We start from the raw sequence: 16,336 nt of genomic DNA, 5'->3' as shown, positions 1-16,336 counted from the left end.
AACCAGCCCCCATCGCCTAGCTGGGCTGCAGGAGCTTTTCCAGGATCTGCTCGTGGCTGAGGCCGGAGTCCACCCAGGCTTCTCCCTCTTTGAGGCGGGCAGCAGCGGTCACGACAAACAAATTGCTCTTCGCTCCCAAAGCCTCGCTGGCGGTTTGCACGCAGAGCAAATCCTGGCCGGTTAGCTGGCTAAACCAGGTGGCCAACAGCCCTGCCTCCAGAAAGCCCATCGGCCGCTTGAAATGGGGAGGCGTGACGGCAGCGAAGGGGGAATTGCGAATCGACACCACCAGCACTCCTTGATCTTTGTAAGTCCAGTCGATCTCGATCAATCCCCAGCCATGAGTTTTCCAAGCTTGTCTCAGACTTTGCAGGAAAAGGCCCATCTCCAGCTCGGCCAAAGGCTTCTGGTAGTAGTCGGAGAGTTCTTGGGCAAAACGGCGGAAAAACTCCTTGCCCCACATCCGACCACAGTTGCGCAATACCAAACGAGCAGCCTGGCCAGTCTCGTATTCCAGGCCCGTGTAGATGCCCCGCAGCAATGCTTCTGGAAGGGCCAAGAGACGTTCACCGTGGCGACTTTCCAGTAAGCCCGATTCCAAATCGCTTCGCAGATAAGCGCTGGGTGTGTAGTAGTTGGCCAAAACGGGCGTGTAGGGATCAAAGGTGACTGAGCCATTGGAGATAGAGCTAGTGCCGGTCATAAGGGATCCCCTGGTTATCCAATCCAAGTCGTTATTGAGCTTTAAGCATCCAAATAGGAGCAGGGTGCAGTTGACAGTTCGTTGGTTGTTGAGCTGGGAGAACGGTTGTTTACGCTCCAAATCTTATGGCGATCCCTCCAGCAATTGAATACCCCTTGGGCAGATTTACTACAACGCTAACATTAACTCCAACGACACTGAAGTCTCCGGCTAGTTGAGATAGAGCGCTCTAGCACCGAAAAATGCAAAAAGCAAAAAAGTATCTAGCTCTAAAACAGTAAGGCCACCTGTACCTGGGTGATCAAAGGGCGGATAAACTCCAACTCTCCAGGGGCCAGATGGTCTCTCAGCTCTTGCTGGAAAATCCGATAGGCAACCTCATAAACCCTCTGCAGTCCGTACAGGCGCACCTCTTCTTCCATCCACTCGAGCAGCCGCTCTTTCAGGAGGTTTTCGTCCTGCAGCAACATGGCCATAGCGCTGTGACGCAGCAGCAACAGCAGGTGTCGCCGGCACAGATCCAACACTTGGGGAGAAAGGTCGGGCATCTCCTTTTGCAGGGCATCTAGGGTTTGGCTCACCACCTGGCTCTCCCGTTCCCGCAAAACTCGGTACACATGTTGTCGTTTTGGCCAGCCGAGAACATAGGCCTTCAGATGCTCCAGCTCCTCTGGCTTGAGGTAGCGGGCTTCCGACTCGATCAGCATCTGCTCCAAGGGGCTTACCATCTCGCTTCTCCCGGAGGTCGGTGGGTGCTAGGAGACTCAAAACAAGCTGAACAGATCTGCCAAGGTGATCTGTTCTTCTGCCGGCTCGGGTTCTGGTGCTGCCGACAGGGATCCCAGAGAATGCGCAGCCAAACTCAGGGGATCCCCCGCCCAGGGGATGGAACCAAAATGCTCCCGCACTTGCAGAAAAGGCATTGGCAGAGAGCGCATCTGTAGGGGGCGGTTATCCCAATTTAGACGGGCAAAAAAGCTCTGCACCGAATCCTCTAAAGTAATCTTCCAGGTCATGCCTTAGCTACTCCCTGACCTGAACGCAATTTTTGGGCAATTTCACCAGCACTGGCCCCTTCGTTCAGCCAGAAGGCAGCCGCATCAATGCGATCTTTGCTGCCGAGCAAAAACTTGCAGTAGCTTTCCCCCATAGAATAGCACTGGATCTCGATGCAGTTGAGCTGCCGTTCCACCATGGTGCTAAAAAAGCCGGCAAATAATCCGGCGTAAAGATGACAGACAGGTTTACCGACATCCCCCAGGGTGCGGGCCACGGCGGAGTCAAAGAGGTTGATGAAAATAAACCCTTGCCGCCGACTCTCGGTCTCCACCTCCCAGCGCCCCCATCCTTGGGAGGTCAGAGGCCACCACCAGGTTTCCAAGAGAAACATTAGATTACTCTGCTTGGGGTGGCGCCGATATTCCTCCTCAAACCAGCGGGAAAAATGGACAGCATCGTTGCGTCCCCACTCTTGACCGATGGTGTACATCAGAGAAGCTGAGGCATCTCCCACTTCTTCTTCCAGGCCCTGCTGCAAGCCCAGAATAAAGTCTTCGCTCACCAAGACATTGCGGGCACCCGTCCAGTCCACAAGGGATCCCTGGGAGAGGTCAAAGCGAAAAAAGTCTTCGCGGCTGTAGTGGTTATGCCGTTGGGCGGCAGGCTGAAGAGGTATCTCAATGGGGGCAGTCGTCATGGCTGGGTGAGGAGAGATCAGATTTTTTAACACTCCTTATCATACCCTTCTTAATTGGCATTTTTACCAAAAAACTGGGTCTAAAGCCTCGTCCTCAAGGCCTACGGCCCGCTGACACAGTTGCAACAGCGTTGCGGAGCAATGGGGGACGGCTTTGGGATAGACTCAGGGCGACGGCAGGGTAGTCAACCGCTCCAAAAACCCAGCAGGAGTGGGTCAACTGGAGAAAACTGCCCTCAGAGGGAGACAGAAAAGCCCTGAGTTGTTGTAAAGATTTATTCAATTCAAAAATTGGGAAGAAGAGCTGTACAGGGATCCGGAGCAGTACTTAAGACTGAGGCCTGACCTTGATGAAAGCAATGGCAGACCGCCACAGCAGCGACTCCCGCCCCTCGGCATCGGCTAAACAGAGGCAATCGGGATCCTGCCAGCGCAACTGGCCGACGAAGACATCTCCGGTATTGAGTTTGACCTCGAGGGTTTCCCGATCCTTGATGACCTTCTGCAGGCGACGCACGCTCGGGATCCCGGTGTTGAAATCGGTCACGACAGCCCTATCAGCCAGCGAGAAACGGTATGTCAGCAAGCCCACTGCCCCCAGTATAGGGGATCCCTGCCGCTTCCCACTGCCCCTCCACCACACTTCCACAACTTGGGCTCAAAACTCGCCCTCATCTTTGCCCATTTTTTCTGCTGGCGAGTACTATGTAGGGGGGATGGCGCTTAGAGAAGCGGTAAACCTTTCGAGTTCGCCGTCTTTTTTAGCCGTCTTTTTTAAGCGAATCTACGGGTGTTCTCCCCGAAAAAAGCCAGCACAATAGGGCTAGGGTGATAGAGGGTGCGGCTGTCGCCCTAGGGAAGGTGAATCCTCAGCTGGGATCCCTTCTACATGCCATTTTGCCGCCGAGTTGTCTGTCCTTTTCAACCCTCATCATTATCAGCAGTATCAGTGCAGGAGAGATCGTTATGGCAGTAGAGAAAGTGAACTCCTCGTCCAGCTTGGCCGAAGTGATCGATCGCATCTTGGATAAAGGTATCGTGGTCGATGCCTGGGTGCGGGTTTCTTTGGTTGGGATCGAGCTGTTGGCCATTGAAGCCCGCGTCGTTGTGGCTTCTGTGGAAACCTACCTGAAATACGCTGAGGCTGTGGGTCTGACGGCTACTGCTGCTGCCCCTGCCGTCTAAATCTGGCCCAATCACTCAATCCCCTTGCCTTCAATACCGTGATGGTTTGACGGGTCATGGGTCTTGGGCGGGGGTCTGGAGCTGGCCGCTGTGAAGGCTCTCGGAAAGCGAGGCAGGGATCCACCTCTGGTCTCTGCCTTGCTCTCATGGGTTTCGTTCAGGGATCGAGTCTTGCAGACGTGTTGGGCTGCAGACTGGCATGGTAGCTGGATATCGAGTTTGAAGGGGCAGAGAAGCTGTATCCACCCAAGCATTGAACACGACGTAAAGGGATTGAACACCATGAGTTTGCAGGAACAATGGGCCATAGCTCGCAGCCGGCGGGTGACTCAAAACCGAAGTTTGTTAAGCCGATCCCGGCAGCAGCGCCTAGAGCAGCACCAAGCCCTGATGGTTGAGCTGGGGCAGCGCCGCCAGCAACGACAAGAAGCAATACGGCACCAGACGGAGCAAACCCGCAGCCAATTGCAGAAACTGAGGCAGGAGCGGGCTGTGAGGCGATCCCTGGACGAATGCTCCCGTTCGGAAGCGGCGGCTCAGCGGGCCAAGTCGGTGGCAGAGAGTCTGGCTCGCCTGGAGCAGGAACGAGCTGCTCAATTGGAAGTCAGCCGGCAGCAATTGCAGGCTTTCCGGGCTAACTTGACTGCGGCTGTGGAGCATTTGCTGAGCACCTATACGCAGGCTCGGCAGGCGATGGCCGGCGAAACTCAGCAAGCGCGGCAGTCTTTTTGCGCCGATTTGCGGCAGTGGGTACAGGCTCTCCGGCAAATGGCTCGACAGGAGCTGGCTCAGATGGCTCAGGAACAGCAAGCCCAGGCCCAGGCCCTGCGGGGATCCCTGGCCACTTTCCGGGCGGAGTTGCATAAGCAGGTGTGGGGCAATGGGATCCCTGTCCTCGCCCCAGAACCTGAGGTCTCCATTTCCGGTGAAGGTTCTGGCAGTTCCGTTGAGATTGCCGGTGAGGCGCCAATATCTGCCTCTGACTCAACGCCCATAGCCGAAGACCAAGCCCCGGTGGAGCCGTCCGCCCCGGTCTCTGTTTCCCAACCCCCAGGGGGTTTGACAACGCTCGAACCCCCTGAAGTTCCGCCTACTGTTGAGAAACAGGTAGATCCCATCCTTGACTATGTCAACAAGTATGTGAGTGCCCTACAAGCACAGGATCCCAACTTGACCCTGCTGCAGGTAATTGGGGATCGGGAACGGGTGCGGGATTTGTTGGCCCGCGGCGCGGTGGATCTGGGGTTGGATCCCTCGGAAATCTTGGCTACGCTGCGGCGCATGGTGTCGGGGACGGTCGCAGTTTAGTTGTGCCGAGCGCAGGAAGAACATCCGGGCTATAGTCAAGGCAAAGGAGTCTAGGGCAGCAAAGAGGTTGAGTATCTCCATGGCCACGGTTCTGCAGGCGCGTCCCCGCCAGTTCGTGAACACCCCCTACATTGAGCGGATTACCCGCCGCGCTTTGCGCTATTTGCAATCGGGCTTTGCGGTGCATTTGCGGGGGCCTTCGGGTACGGGCAAAACCACTTTGGCGATGCATCTGGCCAGCCTGCTGGGCCGCCCCATCATGCTGATCTATGGGGATGACCGCTTCGATTCTTCCGACCTCATCGGGGGGCGCACCGGTTTTACCCATCGGCGGGTGGTGGACAACTTCATTCACTCGGTGGTGAAGACGGAGGAGGATGTGCAGCAGCGCTGGGTGGATGCCCGCCTCACCTTGGCTTGCCGAGAGGGGTTTACCCTCATCTACGACGAGTTCAATCGCTCCCGCCCTGAGGCCAACAATGCTCTCCTGAGTGCTCTGGAGGAGAGGCTGCTGGTGTTGCCGCCGGACAGCAACCGCTCGGAATATCTGCGGGTGCATCCCCAGTTCCGGGCCATTTTTACCTCTAACCCGGAGGAATATACCGGGGTTCACAGGGCCCAAGATGCGCTGCTGGATCGGATGATCACCATCGATATGGGGGAGCCGGACATCGAGACCGAAAAGGAGATTCTCACCTCGCGAATAGGCTTATCCGGCCCCGACGCCCTCAAGATCGTCCACATTGTGCGGGCTTTTCGCCGCAAGTTGGATCTGACGCGCCACCCCAGCCTGCGCAGTTGTTTGATGATCGGGCGCATTGTCAAGGAACATGAGCTGGCAGTTAGCAAAGAGAATGCCGATTTTCGCGCTTTGTGTGCGGATGTGCTGTTGCCCCGGGCTGGCAAGCGCTATGAAGAGGGATCCCAGTTGCTGAATTATCTGCTAGACCAACTGCCTGGCTGAGTCTTTTGCCTGTTGGTACACTTTGGAGGTCGATGAACTCTGTGCCGATTAGCTCTCAACCCTTGACCACGGCTACTCATGGCTCCTCGCTGGCCGATGTGCTGGAGCGGGTGCTGGACAAGGGCATTGTGATCGCCGGAGACATCACCGTTTCGGTGGGCAATGTGGAGTTGCTGAATGTGCGCATTCGCCTGCTGATTTCTTCGGTGGATAAGGCCAAGGAGATCGGCATCAATTGGTGGGAGTCGGATCCCTACCTCAACAGCCAGGCGCGGGAGCTGCTGGAAGCCAACCGACAGCTCATGCAGCGCGTTGCCGAATTGGAAAGACAGCTTGCCCAAGCTCTGCCCCAGGGGAGAAAGGGAACGGATCAGTAGGCTGCCCCGCCATTATGACCAGGATTGAGAAGCTAGACTGGCTGCTGGGGTGGTTTGACGGGGTGATGGGGCATGACTTTGGAGATAACGCTTGACCGGAAGAGTTGGCAGCGGCTGAAGACACTGGGCTGGGCTGTGGGTGTGGTGCTGGCCCTTGGGATCCCGGCTTGGGGTCAGAATCCCCGTGCCATCAGCATCAGCGCCGATGTGCAGGAGGCCAACGCCAACACAGGGGTTTTTACGGCCATTGGCAATGTCACCCTCAGTTTTCCTGCCGAGCGGCTTACGGCCCGCGCCCAAAGAGCTGTGTATTACAGCCAGGAGCAACGCATTGAGCTGGAGGGCCAGGTCATCATCAACCAAGGGGAGAATCAGTTGCAAGCGGAGAAAGTCATTTACCACATCGACAAGGGCACCATCCAGGCAGTGCCATCGGCAGGGCGGCAAGTGGAGTCCATCTACGTTTTGCCGGAGCCCAGCTCAAGTCCTTAGCTGATCCCCACACTTTTTTCCAGCAGCACGGACTCAGCCAACACGGCTATACCGTGATTTCGTCACCGATCATCCCAGCCTGCAGGGTTTCCCTCACCCCCAACCCCTCTCTCAAAAGGAGAGGGGAGCCAGGGACAGACATAACAAATCGTTTCATTGCTGTTTGAAATGACTACATTTGAAATGACTACACATGGGGCAGCGCTGGAAACGAGCTCGGGGAATGTCGGCTTAGATCCGTTTAGGATGTAGTAATTCATTTAGGATGTAGTAGTTCGGGCGGCAGACTTTTTCCCTGACTCTGAATCAAAGGATGGCTGATGGATGTTCGGGATCCGAGTTCCTCACCCCTGGCAACGAGAGGCACAGGTCACTCCAGAAGAGATGTTTTTCAGCCGGCGGCAATTTCTAGCGCAACTGGGATCCGTTGGGGTGGGAGCCAGTTTTTCTATTTTTGGGTTTGGCAGCAGGGGAGCTGCTCCCTCGGTAGAACGAGAGCTGAGGGGGATCCCACTCAACCCCCACTTTTCGGATGTGGGCAGGCCCGTCACCGAGGAGATTGTAGCTGCTCGTTACAACAACTTTTACGAGTTTGGCTCCGGAAAGCGCGTCTGGCGGGCTGCACAGGCTTTGCCCACGGATCCCTGGACTGTCGAGATTACCGGGCTGGTGCGGCATCCTCAGCGGTTGGGCCTGGAAGATCTGTTTAACTTCCCCCTCGAAGAGCGCATCTATCGCTTTCGCTGTGTGGAAGCCTGGGCGATGGTGGTGCCGTGGTTGGGCTTTCCGATGCGGCTGTTGCTGGAACGGGTGGATCCTTTGCCGACGGCTCGATTTGTCCGCTTCACTTCCTTTTACGATCCGGAAATTATGCCTGGCCCAATCTGGCCCCCCAACTTGCCTTGGCCCTACACGGAAGGGTTGCGGATCGAGGAAATGGCCAACGAGTTGGCCTTTTTTGCCCTCGGCGTTTATGGCAAGCCGTTGCCCAAACAGCACGGAGCGCCAATTCGCATGGTAGTTCCCTGGAAGTATGGCTTTAAGGGGGGAAAATCCATCGTCAAAATCGAGTTTTTGGATCATCAACCCTCTACGTTTTGGAATACCCTCGCCCCTGAGGAGTATGGATTTGAGGCCAATGTGGATCCTAGGGTGCCCCACCCCCGCTGGTCACAGGAGCAGGAAGTCTTGATCGGTTTCGGATCCCGTTCCCAGTGGCAAATCGTTCCCACCTTGCCCTACAACGGGTACGGAGAGTATGTTGCCCACTTATATGGCTGAACTTATATGCCTGAAGACGCCCACGAAAGGATTCGAACCTCCGACACCTGGGACCGGAACCCAGTGCTCTAGTCCACTGAGCTACGTGGGCAATGCAACTGCATTAACCATCATATCTGCTGACTTTCAGTTCTGCCAAGGGGGCAAAGCTGCGGCGGTGCTGCGGGGTGGGCCCCAAGTTCTGCAACGCCAGTCGGTGCTCCCGCGTGCCATAGCCAGCGTTGGTGCGCCAGCCGTAGCCGGGGTACTGCCGATCCCAGCTCTGCATCAAGGCATCTCGCCAGACTTTGGCCACAACTGAAGCAGCGGCAATGGAGAGGCTGATGTGATCCCCCTTGACCAGGGCCGTTTGCCGGGATCCCAGCTCGGCCAGCGGCAATCCATCCAGCAAAATGTGTTCGATTGGATCCAACTTGGCCAAAGCCCGCTGCATGGCTAGCACCGTGGCCTGGCGAATGTTGAGCCGGTCGATCTCAGCAGCAGAGGCACTGCCAACGCCCACAGCCAAAGCCACCTGCCGAATCCGTTCCGCCCATTGAGCGCGTTGCTGCGGACGCAGTTGTTTGGAATCCCTCACTCCCTCCAGTTCTTTGGGATCCATCTGGGCCGGCAAAATTACCGACGCCGCCACTACCGGCCCAGCCAGGGCTCCCCGCCCCACCTCATCCACCCCCGCCACCCGCAGGATCCCCTGCTGCCAAAGGGATCCCTCCCAGATCAAACTCGGCCTTGCCCGCTCCACCATACTCCCATGCCTGCCCCTGGGCTTGAGAGCAGCGCCTAACTGCTGCGGGAGCGCCGTCGCCTGGAGGCTGCCGGAGATTGCTGGGCAGGGCTGATCCCCAGTTCCGCCGCTGGCTCGGCCAAGCTGCTCTGCACGGCTGACGGGAACGATTCAGCAGAAGGGATTTCGGGTTCCGAGGGTTCGGGTGGAGAAACGGTATCCAGCGGCTCCTTCTCCTGCAAGGCATCCGGTTCGGGTGCAAACTCCTCTGTCTGAGAAGTTGCCTCAGTCTCCATCCTGGGCGGACTTTCCGCCTCTAGAGTTCCCGGCAGAACCACCCTAACCGCCGTGTCTCGGCCCCAAGGCGGCGGCTGGTCAAGCAGCAACAGCGGCGACAGCCCCAACTCCGAGTAGACCCGTTGTTGTAACGGGGTCATCTCCACGGTGACCGTTTGCCGTACCGGGGCCGGACGGCCTTCTGAGGACTCCGTCCCGCTGGCGCGAACGGTGCGGGCTGGGGAAGTGTGATCTTTGCGTGAGGCGGATTCTGCCTCTTCCCCAGGGCCAGAACGGCGGGGCTCTTGACGCTTTAGGTCTGCTCCGCCCCCTGGCAGTTGCATCGGCTCTGGGGCTTCCTCTTCTACAGGAGTATCCAGGCTCCGGGCAACGAGGCGCTGGCCAGTGCGGGGATCCCCCCAGTCTTCACGGGGACGCTTGCGTCCCGTTTCAACCCGTGGCTCTTCCTCCAGATCGTCTGAAGTCGTAAAGGGATCCGGGCTGGGGCGTCGTTGTCCGGGGGCAGAGCGCGACCGCCGCAGCAGCGCACGGCTATCGCCTCGAGACAGCCCATCGCTTCCCACTCGCAGGCGCGCCCGTTGGGAGTTGCCATCGCGGGGCAGGATCGGGCCGGCCTCTTCCTCATCCCCTTCTTCCACCTCGGTGGGTAGCGTTACCGTCAGGCCGCTTTCTATTGTTAACAGATGCCCTGGCTCGGCCCCCGGCAAGCGGGCTAGGATCCCCAGCCCCTCACAGGTAGGGCAAGAATGGCCGAAGATCTCATAAAGGCTTTGCCCCTGCCGTTTGCGGGTGAGCTCCACCAGCCCCAATTCCGACAGTTGGACCACCTGTGGGCGAGCTTTGTCGCTGGAGAGGGCCTTGTTAAAATGCTCCAAAACCAGCAACTGGTCGCGGCGGGAATCCATATCGATGAAGTCCACCACAATCACACCGGCAATGTTGCGCAGCCTCAATTGGCGGGCAATCTCGGTAGCCGCCTCACAGTTTGTCCACAGCACTGTCTCCCGAGAAGTGGCCGATTGGGTGAAGGAGCCCGAGTTAACATCAATTACCGTCAGGGCCTCGGTGGGCTCGATGATGATGTAGCCGCCAGAGGGCAGATCCACCCGTGGCCGCAGCGCCTGCCGAATAACCGCGTTGACCCGAAAATACTCCAGAATGGGGGTGGGCTCGCGGTGGGCATCGACAACGACACCAGGGGGCATTTGGCCCTTGTTCCAGCCCTGCAGATAGCTACGGACTCGCTTCGCTCCTGCCGCAGAGTCGGTCACAATACGGTTCACATCGTCGGAGTAAACATCCCGCAGCACCCGCTGAATAAAGTCGTCATCCCGGTTGAGTAGCCCCGGCCCCCGTGCTGCCTGATACTGCTGTTGAATATCTTCCCAGAGTTTCTTCAATTGCTCCAGGTCGTCGATCATCGCTTCTTCGGACACACCTTCCGCTTCGGTGCGCACCAACAGGCCCATCTGCGGGGGTTTAATCAAAATGGCCAGCGACTTCAAACGGTTGCGTTCTTCTCGATCCTCGATGCGGCTGGACAGATGAACGCCTTTTCCGTAGGGTCGCAACACCAAGTACCGCCCTGGAAAGGCCAAATCTCCGGTAAGCCTTGGCCCTTTGTTGCCGGTGGGCTCTTTCATCACCTGTACCAGCACCTTTTGCTGCGGCAAGACCAGCTCAGAAATCGAGGCATGACTTCGCTTGAGGCGCAGCGGGCCCAGGTCGCTGACGTGGATAAACCCATTGCGCTCTGCAGGGCCGATGTTGACGAAAGCGGCATCGATGCTGGGCAGAACGTTCTCGATGATTCCGACGTAAACGTCTCCCACTTGGTGAGCGCCGCTGGCGACGATCAGCTCCTGCACTTGATCTTCGGCGAAGACGGCTGCCACTCGATGTTGCTCGGCAATGACAATCTGCCTGGGCATTAACTTCCCTCCCCGCCCCAAGGGCACGCGGTTACGGGTTGAACCCTCATTCTGGCGAGGTGTTGTCCTTTTGCTGGGATCCGCTTAAGTTTCTTTGACCAGGATTGACTCATCATGGGGCTGTCCATTACCCTCAGCTCTGCTTTGACGCTTGGCTTTGTTTCCTCTCCAATGGGTGAGGTGAGTTTAAGTGCATGTGAACTACCCAATGCTGGCTCTGGTGGGTACAGCGGGGGGCTTCTGCTGATTGGAAGGAAAACTCATCGGATGGGATGAATGGATTCGGTGAGGTTTGCATGGAGATTCATGGATGGGCTCAATCGATAGGCTCAGGGAGCAAGACGGCTCCGCCTCGGGAGATCGAACGCTGGCCCATTGCAGAACCCCAGTTGTGCGGCCCAGCCTGTTCGCGAAAGCGTCGCGTAGCGATAGTCCACAACAAGACAGGGTTTGCGCGCGGAAAGAAGCACCTTCTCAGGGTAAAATTTTCTGGTTAGATCTGGGCTAGGTCGAAGAGGCACACTTTTCTGTTGCACCTATCGACTCGACCCCATCACGCCTGTTACCTGCCCTGGGTACTGAGTTAAGAGTGTCTCCATTCCAGAATCCGGCCCAGCTTTTGCCTGCTGCTCACCCCGCCCTTGGTCAAGTTGATGCTTGGCGAGCCCCACAGCGGCAGGAGCCAGCAATAGCAGCATTATAGCGCTTGTGGGATCCCTCAGCCCAGACAGACCCTTAGCCCTTGGGTTGCTCCCAGAGGAAGTGCTCAATCTGGATCGGCTAGGGGGTTCTCCCACAACAGGCGCAGCCGCTTTGCCGTCTGTAGTGTCCAGTGGGGCAACCCCAATGACTCGGCCATTTGAACCAGATGGGTGGGCCGCAGGTAGGCACCGTCGTTGCGGCAACTGCCCCGGTAAAGGAGGCAAGCGCTGCCCTCGGGGGTCAGGCCCTGAAACTCTAGGTAGTAAAGCAGGGCGCGGGCATTGAAGGGAGAGGACTTGCCAGACTTGGAGGTTTTTTCAATCCAGATTTCCTGCGCGTCTAGGATCTGGGTGACCCAGGCAGGCCAAGAGGACTCCGTCCCGCTGCCGTGAACGGCTTTGGGCAACTCGCAGCTCACCGTGAGCTGATATTCGGCGGCGTAAACGGCTGCGGTGGCCGAGGGATCCCGAAGGCTAATTTCTTGGACGGCTTGGATGGGGATCTCCGGGGGCAGCTGTTCGCTCAGAAGGGCGCGCAGTTTCTCAGGCGTCAGAGGACCTTCAGGCCGATCCAGCAGCTCCAGATCCAGGATTTCGCCATAGCCTTCCTGGCCAATGGGCAGAGCGTTGGCGTTGGCCAGGCGGGGCATGGGGTGGTAGCCGCCGCTGAAGGCCAGAGGTAACCCCGCTCGCCGACAGGCCCGTTCCCACAGGCGCATGAGATCCAGGTGGCCCAGCCAGCGCAGATCCCCGGTTTTGCCGTAGGTGATGCGGAAACGCTGGGCAGGTGGCTCCGGCTCCAGGGGATCCGGGGTGGGGGTGGGTTTGCTCTGCAGGGGCGGGACGGGCGGAGGGGGAATGACGATGTTGTGGCCGAAGCCGGGGCCGCAGATGCCGCAGGCGGAGCAGCCCTCGAAGGAGCAGTCTTCCACGGTGAGGGCTTCCAGGGCGCGGCGGTAGTCTTTTTGCAGCCATTTTTTGTCGATGCCGGTATCGATGTGATCCCAGGGCAAGGGATCCTCCAGGCCCAGTTCGCGGATGGGGAGACGGGCGCAGAGGGCGACCGGATCGGCGGCAGGATCCACCTCTTCGCCGCAGTAGGCCCTCACCCAGGCAGCATAGGCGGTGTCGATGTTTTCCCACCAGGCGTCCATGCCGGCCCCAGCCCGCCAGGCCCGCTCGATCATCTGTCCCAGGGAGCGATCCCCTTTGCCGATGAAGTCTTCCAGGATGCTGAAGCGGATATCGGTGAAGTGGGCCTTGACTCCCCGTAGCCGGCGCAGCTCCTTCTGCAGCAGGGCCTGCTTCCGCTGCACGTCGGCATAGTCTACCCGGTGCCACTGGAAGGGGGTGTGGGGCTTGGGGGTGAAGTTGGAGAGGGTGAGGGTAAATTCCACCCGCTTGCGGCCTACCGCAGCGCATTCTCGCTGCAACCTCTCGACGGTGCGGGCGATCCCCAGGACATCGGCGTCGGTCTCGCCGGGCAGGCCAATCATGAAATAGAGCTTGATTTTGTCCCAGCCCTCTTGGACGGCGGTGCGAATGCCGCGAATCAAGTCGGCATCGGTGAGGCCCTTGTTGATGATGTCCCGCAGCCGTTGCGTGCCAGCTTCGGGGGCAAAGGTGAGGCCGGAGCGGCGGGATCCCTTCATGATGGCGGCAATTTGCTCATCAAAGCGATCCACCCGCTGGCTGGGCAGGGAAAGGGCAATGTGTTCTCTGAGGAGACGGTTGTGCAGCTCCGCTCCCACCGCCGGCAGGGAAAGGTAGTCGGAGCAACTGAGAGAAGAGAGGGAAAATTCGTTGTAACCTGTTCTCCGCAAGCCCTGCACCACAGCCTCCACCACTGCTTCCGGATCCACATCCCGCGCTGGGCGGGTAAGCATTCCCGGCTGGCAAAATCGGCAGCCCCGTGTGCAGCCCCGCCGCACTTCCATCACCAGGCGGTCGTGGACGGTTTCCACCAAAGGCACCAGGCCGACGGAGTATTGGGGTTGAGGCAGGGCCACCCGACGGCGGATGCGCTCCGGCACCCCAGGCACGATGGGCCGCGGTGGGATCCCCTCGTAAAACTGGGGCACGTACACCCCCGGCACCTGGGCCAGCTCCAGCAAGACCTCTCGGCGGGGCTTGGACAGGGATCCGGCCAGCACTTGGCCAATTTCCGGCAGCACCTCTTCCCCATCTCCGAAGACGAAGAAATCGAAAAAGTCGGCAAAGGGCTCCGGGTTGGAAGTGGCGGTTGGCCCACCGGCAAAGATCAGAGGGCACTCTTCCGGGGTAAAGGGCTGCCGCTCCCACCACTTGAGCGGGATCCCGGCTAGGTCCAGCATCTCCAGGATGTTGGTGCCCCCCAGCTCGTAAGCCAGGCTGAAGCCAATGATATGGAAAGCGCGCAGAGGGCGGCGGGACTCCACGGCAAAGAGGGGGATCCCCAACTGCCGCAGGCGGGCAGCCAGATCCGGGCCTGGCAAGTAGGTGCGGTCACACAGTTGATCCGGCTGAGCGTTGAGGATGTTGTAAAGGATGAGGTGGCCTAGGTTGGAAGCTCCCACCTCGTACAGCTCTGGATAGCTCAGCACCCAACGCACCCGTGCCGAATCCCAAGGACGGTGGACGGCGCCAAACTCTTTGCCCAAGTAGCGGGCTGGCCGCTGAATCTCAGGGGTGAGCAGGCAATCCAGATCGATGGGACTCAGATCAGTTTGCGCGGTAGCTGGAGAAAGCATTGAGATCCGCCGAGACGTTGACACAGTCACTGATCTGACTCTAGCCGAACTTTTCCAGCAATCCAAACGAAGGGAGAAGCACTTTGCCCCTCTGAGCCCCTAGGTTACAGCCATATCCATTTTGAATGAGCCCGAGGAATGCTCCTCAACCCCTATTCTCGCAGCCAACGGGTGGTGCCATCTTTTTGATCGATGAGGGTGATGCCGAAGGCTTTCAACTGATCCCGAATGCGATCGGCTTCGGCAAAGTTTTTGGCCTTGCGGGCTGCCGAGCGCTGCGCGATCAGCTCCTCGATTTTTTTAAAGTTAAGTTCCCCATTTGTAGCTGCTTCTTTGGATCCCTCGAATTCAGAGAATGAGGGCCAACAGAATCCCAAAGTAGCCAAAATCTCCAGCAAGGCAGCGCTTTTTTGTTTGAGGGCCTGGGGCTCCAGATGGGTTTGGCCTTGATGGGTGAACAGGTTGTGTTCGCGGGTGAGTTCTTTGGCCAATTCAAAGGCGATAGCCAGCGCTTCAGGGGTGCCAAAATCATTGTCCATAGCAGCTTGAAAGGCTTGCATGGCCTCAGCATCAGGGGATCCCTTTTCTTCTTTGCAGAAGTGCTGGGCACAGTGGATCCCTTTCTGGAGGGTTTCCCAGCCACGGCTAGCCGCCTGCATGGCTGCCTCGGTGAGATCTATGGGGCTACGGTAGTGGGTCTGCAACAGAAACAGCCGCAAGGCCATGGGGTGATAGACGGCGAGGGCCTGTCGCAGGGTGGTGAAGTTGCCCAAAGATTTGGACATTTTCTCGCCGTTGATGTTGAGAAAACCGTTGTGCATCCAGTACTTGGCCATCGGCTTGCCGGTGATTGGCTCCGATTGGGCCAGCTCATTTTCGTGGTGGGGGAAAATCAAATCTGCCCCGCCGGCGTGAATGTCGATGTGATCTCCCAGGGTCTCCCGCACCATGGCGGAACATTCGATGTGCCAGCCCGGTCGCCCCCAACCCCAAGGGGAGGCAAACCCCGGCTCAGAAGGGGGGGCCGCTTTCCAAAGGGCAAAGTCGAAGGGATCCTGTTTCTCAGCTCCTTCTTCTCCTACCCGGCCACTGGCTCCCGCCTCCATCTCCTCCAGTTTTCGACCGGATAGCTGGCCGTAATCCGGGAACTTGCGGACAGAGTAGTAAACAGAGTACTGAACAGAGGCGGGGGTCTCTGGCTGGTGTCCCGCTTGCAGGAGGGAAGACGGGTCGGTCTGGTGTCGAATCGGATCCCGTACCCGGTAGGCAAAGCCTTTGAGCTCCAAAGATTGGATCAACTGGAACATGGCTTGCAGCGATTGCGTTGCCCTCGGGTAGAAATCGGCCCGCTTGATGTTCAGGCAATCCATATCTCGGAAATACTCGGCGATGAAGCGCTCCGCCACCGCTTGCATGGATTCGCCACGTTCCAACGCCCGCTTGAGGATCTTGTCGTCCACATCGGTAAAATTCTGCACATACTTCACTCGGTAGCCGCGCCACTCCAAGTAGCGACGCACCATGTCCCAAACCACGTAGGTACGCGCATGGCCGAGGTGGCAGAGGTCGTAAACCGTTACACCACAGACATACATCCGCACCAGGGGCTTCTCCTCCGCAACTGGAGCTGCAGATCCCTGGGAATTGCCGACGGAAACGGATTGAGATCCACCTGCTGCCAGCGGCTGAAACACTTCCTTGCGGCGAGTCAATGTGTTATAGACAACCAAATCCATGGGTATCCCTAGTTTGTAGTTTCAGCTACAGCAAAACAGGCTTTGTCTTCCAAAAAAAGACGATGGCGCACTTTGTCTTGAATCGGATGAGGCTCGACAAAATCTCAACGAGCCAAGGGCTGGAATCATTGTGAGGCAAGCATTGTGGCTGAAATTACCTGCCAAGACTTGTCTAGATTTGTTAACTACGGTACTCTAACCTGAGTGCGAGC

Annotated in this window: 15 protein-coding genes and 1 tRNA gene; 6 read left to right on the top strand and 10 right to left on the bottom strand. The window is 58.1% G+C overall.

Translation table 11 applies throughout. The features are described 5' to 3' along the window. Positions 1–16: 16 nt before the first annotated feature. The 5 genes from ACVWZG_RS10495 to ACVWZG_RS10475 form a co-directional block, all read right to left on the bottom strand. The gene (locus tag ACVWZG_RS10495; RefSeq protein ID WP_414407007.1) at positions 17–703 is read right to left on the bottom strand and encodes a V4R domain-containing protein; all 687 of its coding nucleotides are present in this window, start codon (positions 701–703) and stop codon (positions 17–19) included. A 269-nt stretch (positions 704–972) separates the two neighbouring features. Continuing rightward, on the bottom strand, positions 973–1,431 hold the full coding sequence (locus ACVWZG_RS10490; RefSeq protein ID WP_457406580.1) for a hypothetical protein: 459 nt from the start codon (positions 1,429–1,431) through the stop codon (positions 973–975). Between the two features lie 36 nt (positions 1,432–1,467). Further along, positions 1,468–1,719 (bottom strand): hypothetical protein, encoded by a 252-nt coding sequence (locus ACVWZG_RS10485; protein WP_414330906.1) that lies wholly within the window; start codon positions 1,717–1,719, stop codon positions 1,468–1,470. Then, complete coding sequence (locus ACVWZG_RS10480) at positions 1,716–2,399, bottom strand: V4R domain-containing protein (protein ID WP_414407497.1); 684 nt, start codon at positions 2,397–2,399, stop codon at positions 1,716–1,718. Before ACVWZG_RS10480 ends, ACVWZG_RS10485 begins: the two co-directional genes overlap by 4 nt. 328 nt (positions 2,400–2,727) lie before the next feature. After that, entirely contained in the window at positions 2,728–3,048 is a 321-nt protein-coding gene (locus ACVWZG_RS10475; protein ID WP_414415719.1) for an Hfq-related RNA-binding protein, read from the bottom strand. Positions 3,049–3,365: 317 nt separating this feature from the next. Between ACVWZG_RS10475 and gvpA the strand changes: the two genes are divergently transcribed. The 6 genes from gvpA (at position 3,366) to msrP (ending at position 8,006) form a co-directional block, all read left to right on the top strand. Beyond that, complete coding sequence (gene gvpA, locus ACVWZG_RS10470; RefSeq protein WP_011429717.1) at positions 3,366–3,584, top strand: gas vesicle structural protein GvpA; 219 nt, start codon at positions 3,366–3,368, stop codon at positions 3,582–3,584. A gap of 282 nt (positions 3,585–3,866) precedes the next feature. Next, positions 3,867–4,892 (top strand): gas vesicle protein GvpC, encoded by a 1,026-nt coding sequence (gvpC, locus tag ACVWZG_RS10465; RefSeq protein ID WP_457406583.1) that lies wholly within the window; start codon positions 3,867–3,869, stop codon positions 4,890–4,892. A 79-nt stretch (positions 4,893–4,971) separates the two neighbouring features. Further along, the gene (gene gvpN, locus ACVWZG_RS10460; RefSeq protein WP_011433426.1) at positions 4,972–5,856 is read left to right on the top strand and encodes a gas vesicle protein GvpN; all 885 of its coding nucleotides are present in this window, start codon (positions 4,972–4,974) and stop codon (positions 5,854–5,856) included. A gap of 32 nt (positions 5,857–5,888) precedes the next feature. Continuing rightward, positions 5,889–6,233 carry a gas vesicle protein gene (locus ACVWZG_RS10455; RefSeq protein ID WP_414389911.1) on the top strand — a complete coding sequence of 115 codons (345 nt, stop codon included), beginning with the start codon at positions 5,889–5,891 and terminating at the stop codon, positions 6,231–6,233. Positions 6,234–6,305: 72 nt separating this feature from the next. Next, complete coding sequence (locus ACVWZG_RS10450; RefSeq protein ID WP_457406585.1) at positions 6,306–6,725, top strand: LptA/OstA family protein; 420 nt, start codon at positions 6,306–6,308, stop codon at positions 6,723–6,725. Positions 6,726–7,049: 324 nt separating this feature from the next. Next, positions 7,050–8,006: a protein-methionine-sulfoxide reductase catalytic subunit MsrP gene (gene msrP / locus ACVWZG_RS10445; protein ID WP_414407546.1), complete on the top strand. Its 957-nt coding sequence runs from the start codon at positions 7,050–7,052 to the stop codon at positions 8,004–8,006. A gap of 17 nt (positions 8,007–8,023) precedes the next feature. Here msrP and ACVWZG_RS10440 read toward each other — a convergent pair. The 5 genes from ACVWZG_RS10440 to cysS form a co-directional block, all read right to left on the bottom strand. After that, positions 8,024–8,097 (bottom strand) — tRNA-Arg (locus tag ACVWZG_RS10440). 12 nt (positions 8,098–8,109) lie between these two features. Then, positions 8,110–8,751, bottom strand: coding sequence for a ribonuclease HII (locus ACVWZG_RS10435; protein WP_457406588.1), 642 nt, complete (start codon positions 8,749–8,751; stop codon positions 8,110–8,112). Between the two features lie 35 nt (positions 8,752–8,786). Continuing rightward, positions 8,787–10,958, bottom strand: a complete 2,172-nt coding sequence (locus ACVWZG_RS10430; RefSeq protein WP_457406590.1) for an Rne/Rng family ribonuclease — start codon at positions 10,956–10,958, stop codon at positions 8,787–8,789. A gap of 766 nt (positions 10,959–11,724) precedes the next feature. Continuing rightward, positions 11,725–14,388: a TIGR03960 family B12-binding radical SAM protein gene (locus tag ACVWZG_RS10425; protein ID WP_457406593.1), complete on the bottom strand. Its 2,664-nt coding sequence runs from the start codon at positions 14,386–14,388 to the stop codon at positions 11,725–11,727. Between the two features lie 152 nt (positions 14,389–14,540). After that, the gene (cysS, locus tag ACVWZG_RS10420; RefSeq protein ID WP_457406594.1) at positions 14,541–16,124 is read right to left on the bottom strand and encodes a cysteine--tRNA ligase; all 1,584 of its coding nucleotides are present in this window, start codon (positions 16,122–16,124) and stop codon (positions 14,541–14,543) included. Positions 16,125–16,336: the final 212 nt, after the last annotated feature.

The organism is Thermostichus sp. OS-CIW-33 (assembly GCF_054059615.1).
This window is presented reverse-complemented; position numbering and strand designations above follow the sequence as displayed.

Coding starts and splice junctions, on each gene's coding strand:
- ACVWZG_RS10495 (WP_414407007.1), bottom strand. CDS start 703: ATGACCGGCACTAGCTCTATCTCCAATGGCTCAGTCACCTTTGATCCC.
- ACVWZG_RS10490 (WP_457406580.1), bottom strand. CDS start 1,431: ATGGTAAGCCCCTTGGAGCAGATGCTGATCGAGTCGGAAGCCCGCTAC.
- ACVWZG_RS10485 (WP_414330906.1), bottom strand. CDS start 1,719: ATGACCTGGAAGATTACTTTAGAGGATTCGGTGCAGAGCTTTTTTGCC.
- ACVWZG_RS10480 (WP_414407497.1), bottom strand. CDS start 2,399: ATGACGACTGCCCCCATTGAGATACCTCTTCAGCCTGCCGCCCAACGG.
- gvpA (WP_011429717.1), top strand. CDS start 3,366: ATGGCAGTAGAGAAAGTGAACTCCTCGTCCAGCTTGGCCGAAGTGATC.
- gvpC (WP_457406583.1), top strand. CDS start 3,867: ATGAGTTTGCAGGAACAATGGGCCATAGCTCGCAGCCGGCGGGTGACT.
- gvpN (WP_011433426.1), top strand. CDS start 4,972: ATGGCCACGGTTCTGCAGGCGCGTCCCCGCCAGTTCGTGAACACCCCC.
- ACVWZG_RS10455 (WP_414389911.1), top strand. CDS start 5,889: ATGAACTCTGTGCCGATTAGCTCTCAACCCTTGACCACGGCTACTCAT.
- ACVWZG_RS10450 (WP_457406585.1), top strand. CDS start 6,306: ATGACTTTGGAGATAACGCTTGACCGGAAGAGTTGGCAGCGGCTGAAG.
- msrP (WP_414407546.1), top strand. CDS start 7,050: ATGTTCGGGATCCGAGTTCCTCACCCCTGGCAACGAGAGGCACAGGTC.
- ACVWZG_RS10435 (WP_457406588.1), bottom strand. CDS start 8,751: ATGGTGGAGCGGGCAAGGCCGAGTTTGATCTGGGAGGGATCCCTTTGG.
- ACVWZG_RS10430 (WP_457406590.1), bottom strand. CDS start 10,958: ATGCCCAGGCAGATTGTCATTGCCGAGCAACATCGAGTGGCAGCCGTC.
- ACVWZG_RS10425 (WP_457406593.1), bottom strand. CDS start 14,388: ATGCTTTCTCCAGCTACCGCGCAAACTGATCTGAGTCCCATCGATCTG.
- cysS (WP_457406594.1), bottom strand. CDS start 16,124: ATGGATTTGGTTGTCTATAACACATTGACTCGCCGCAAGGAAGTGTTT.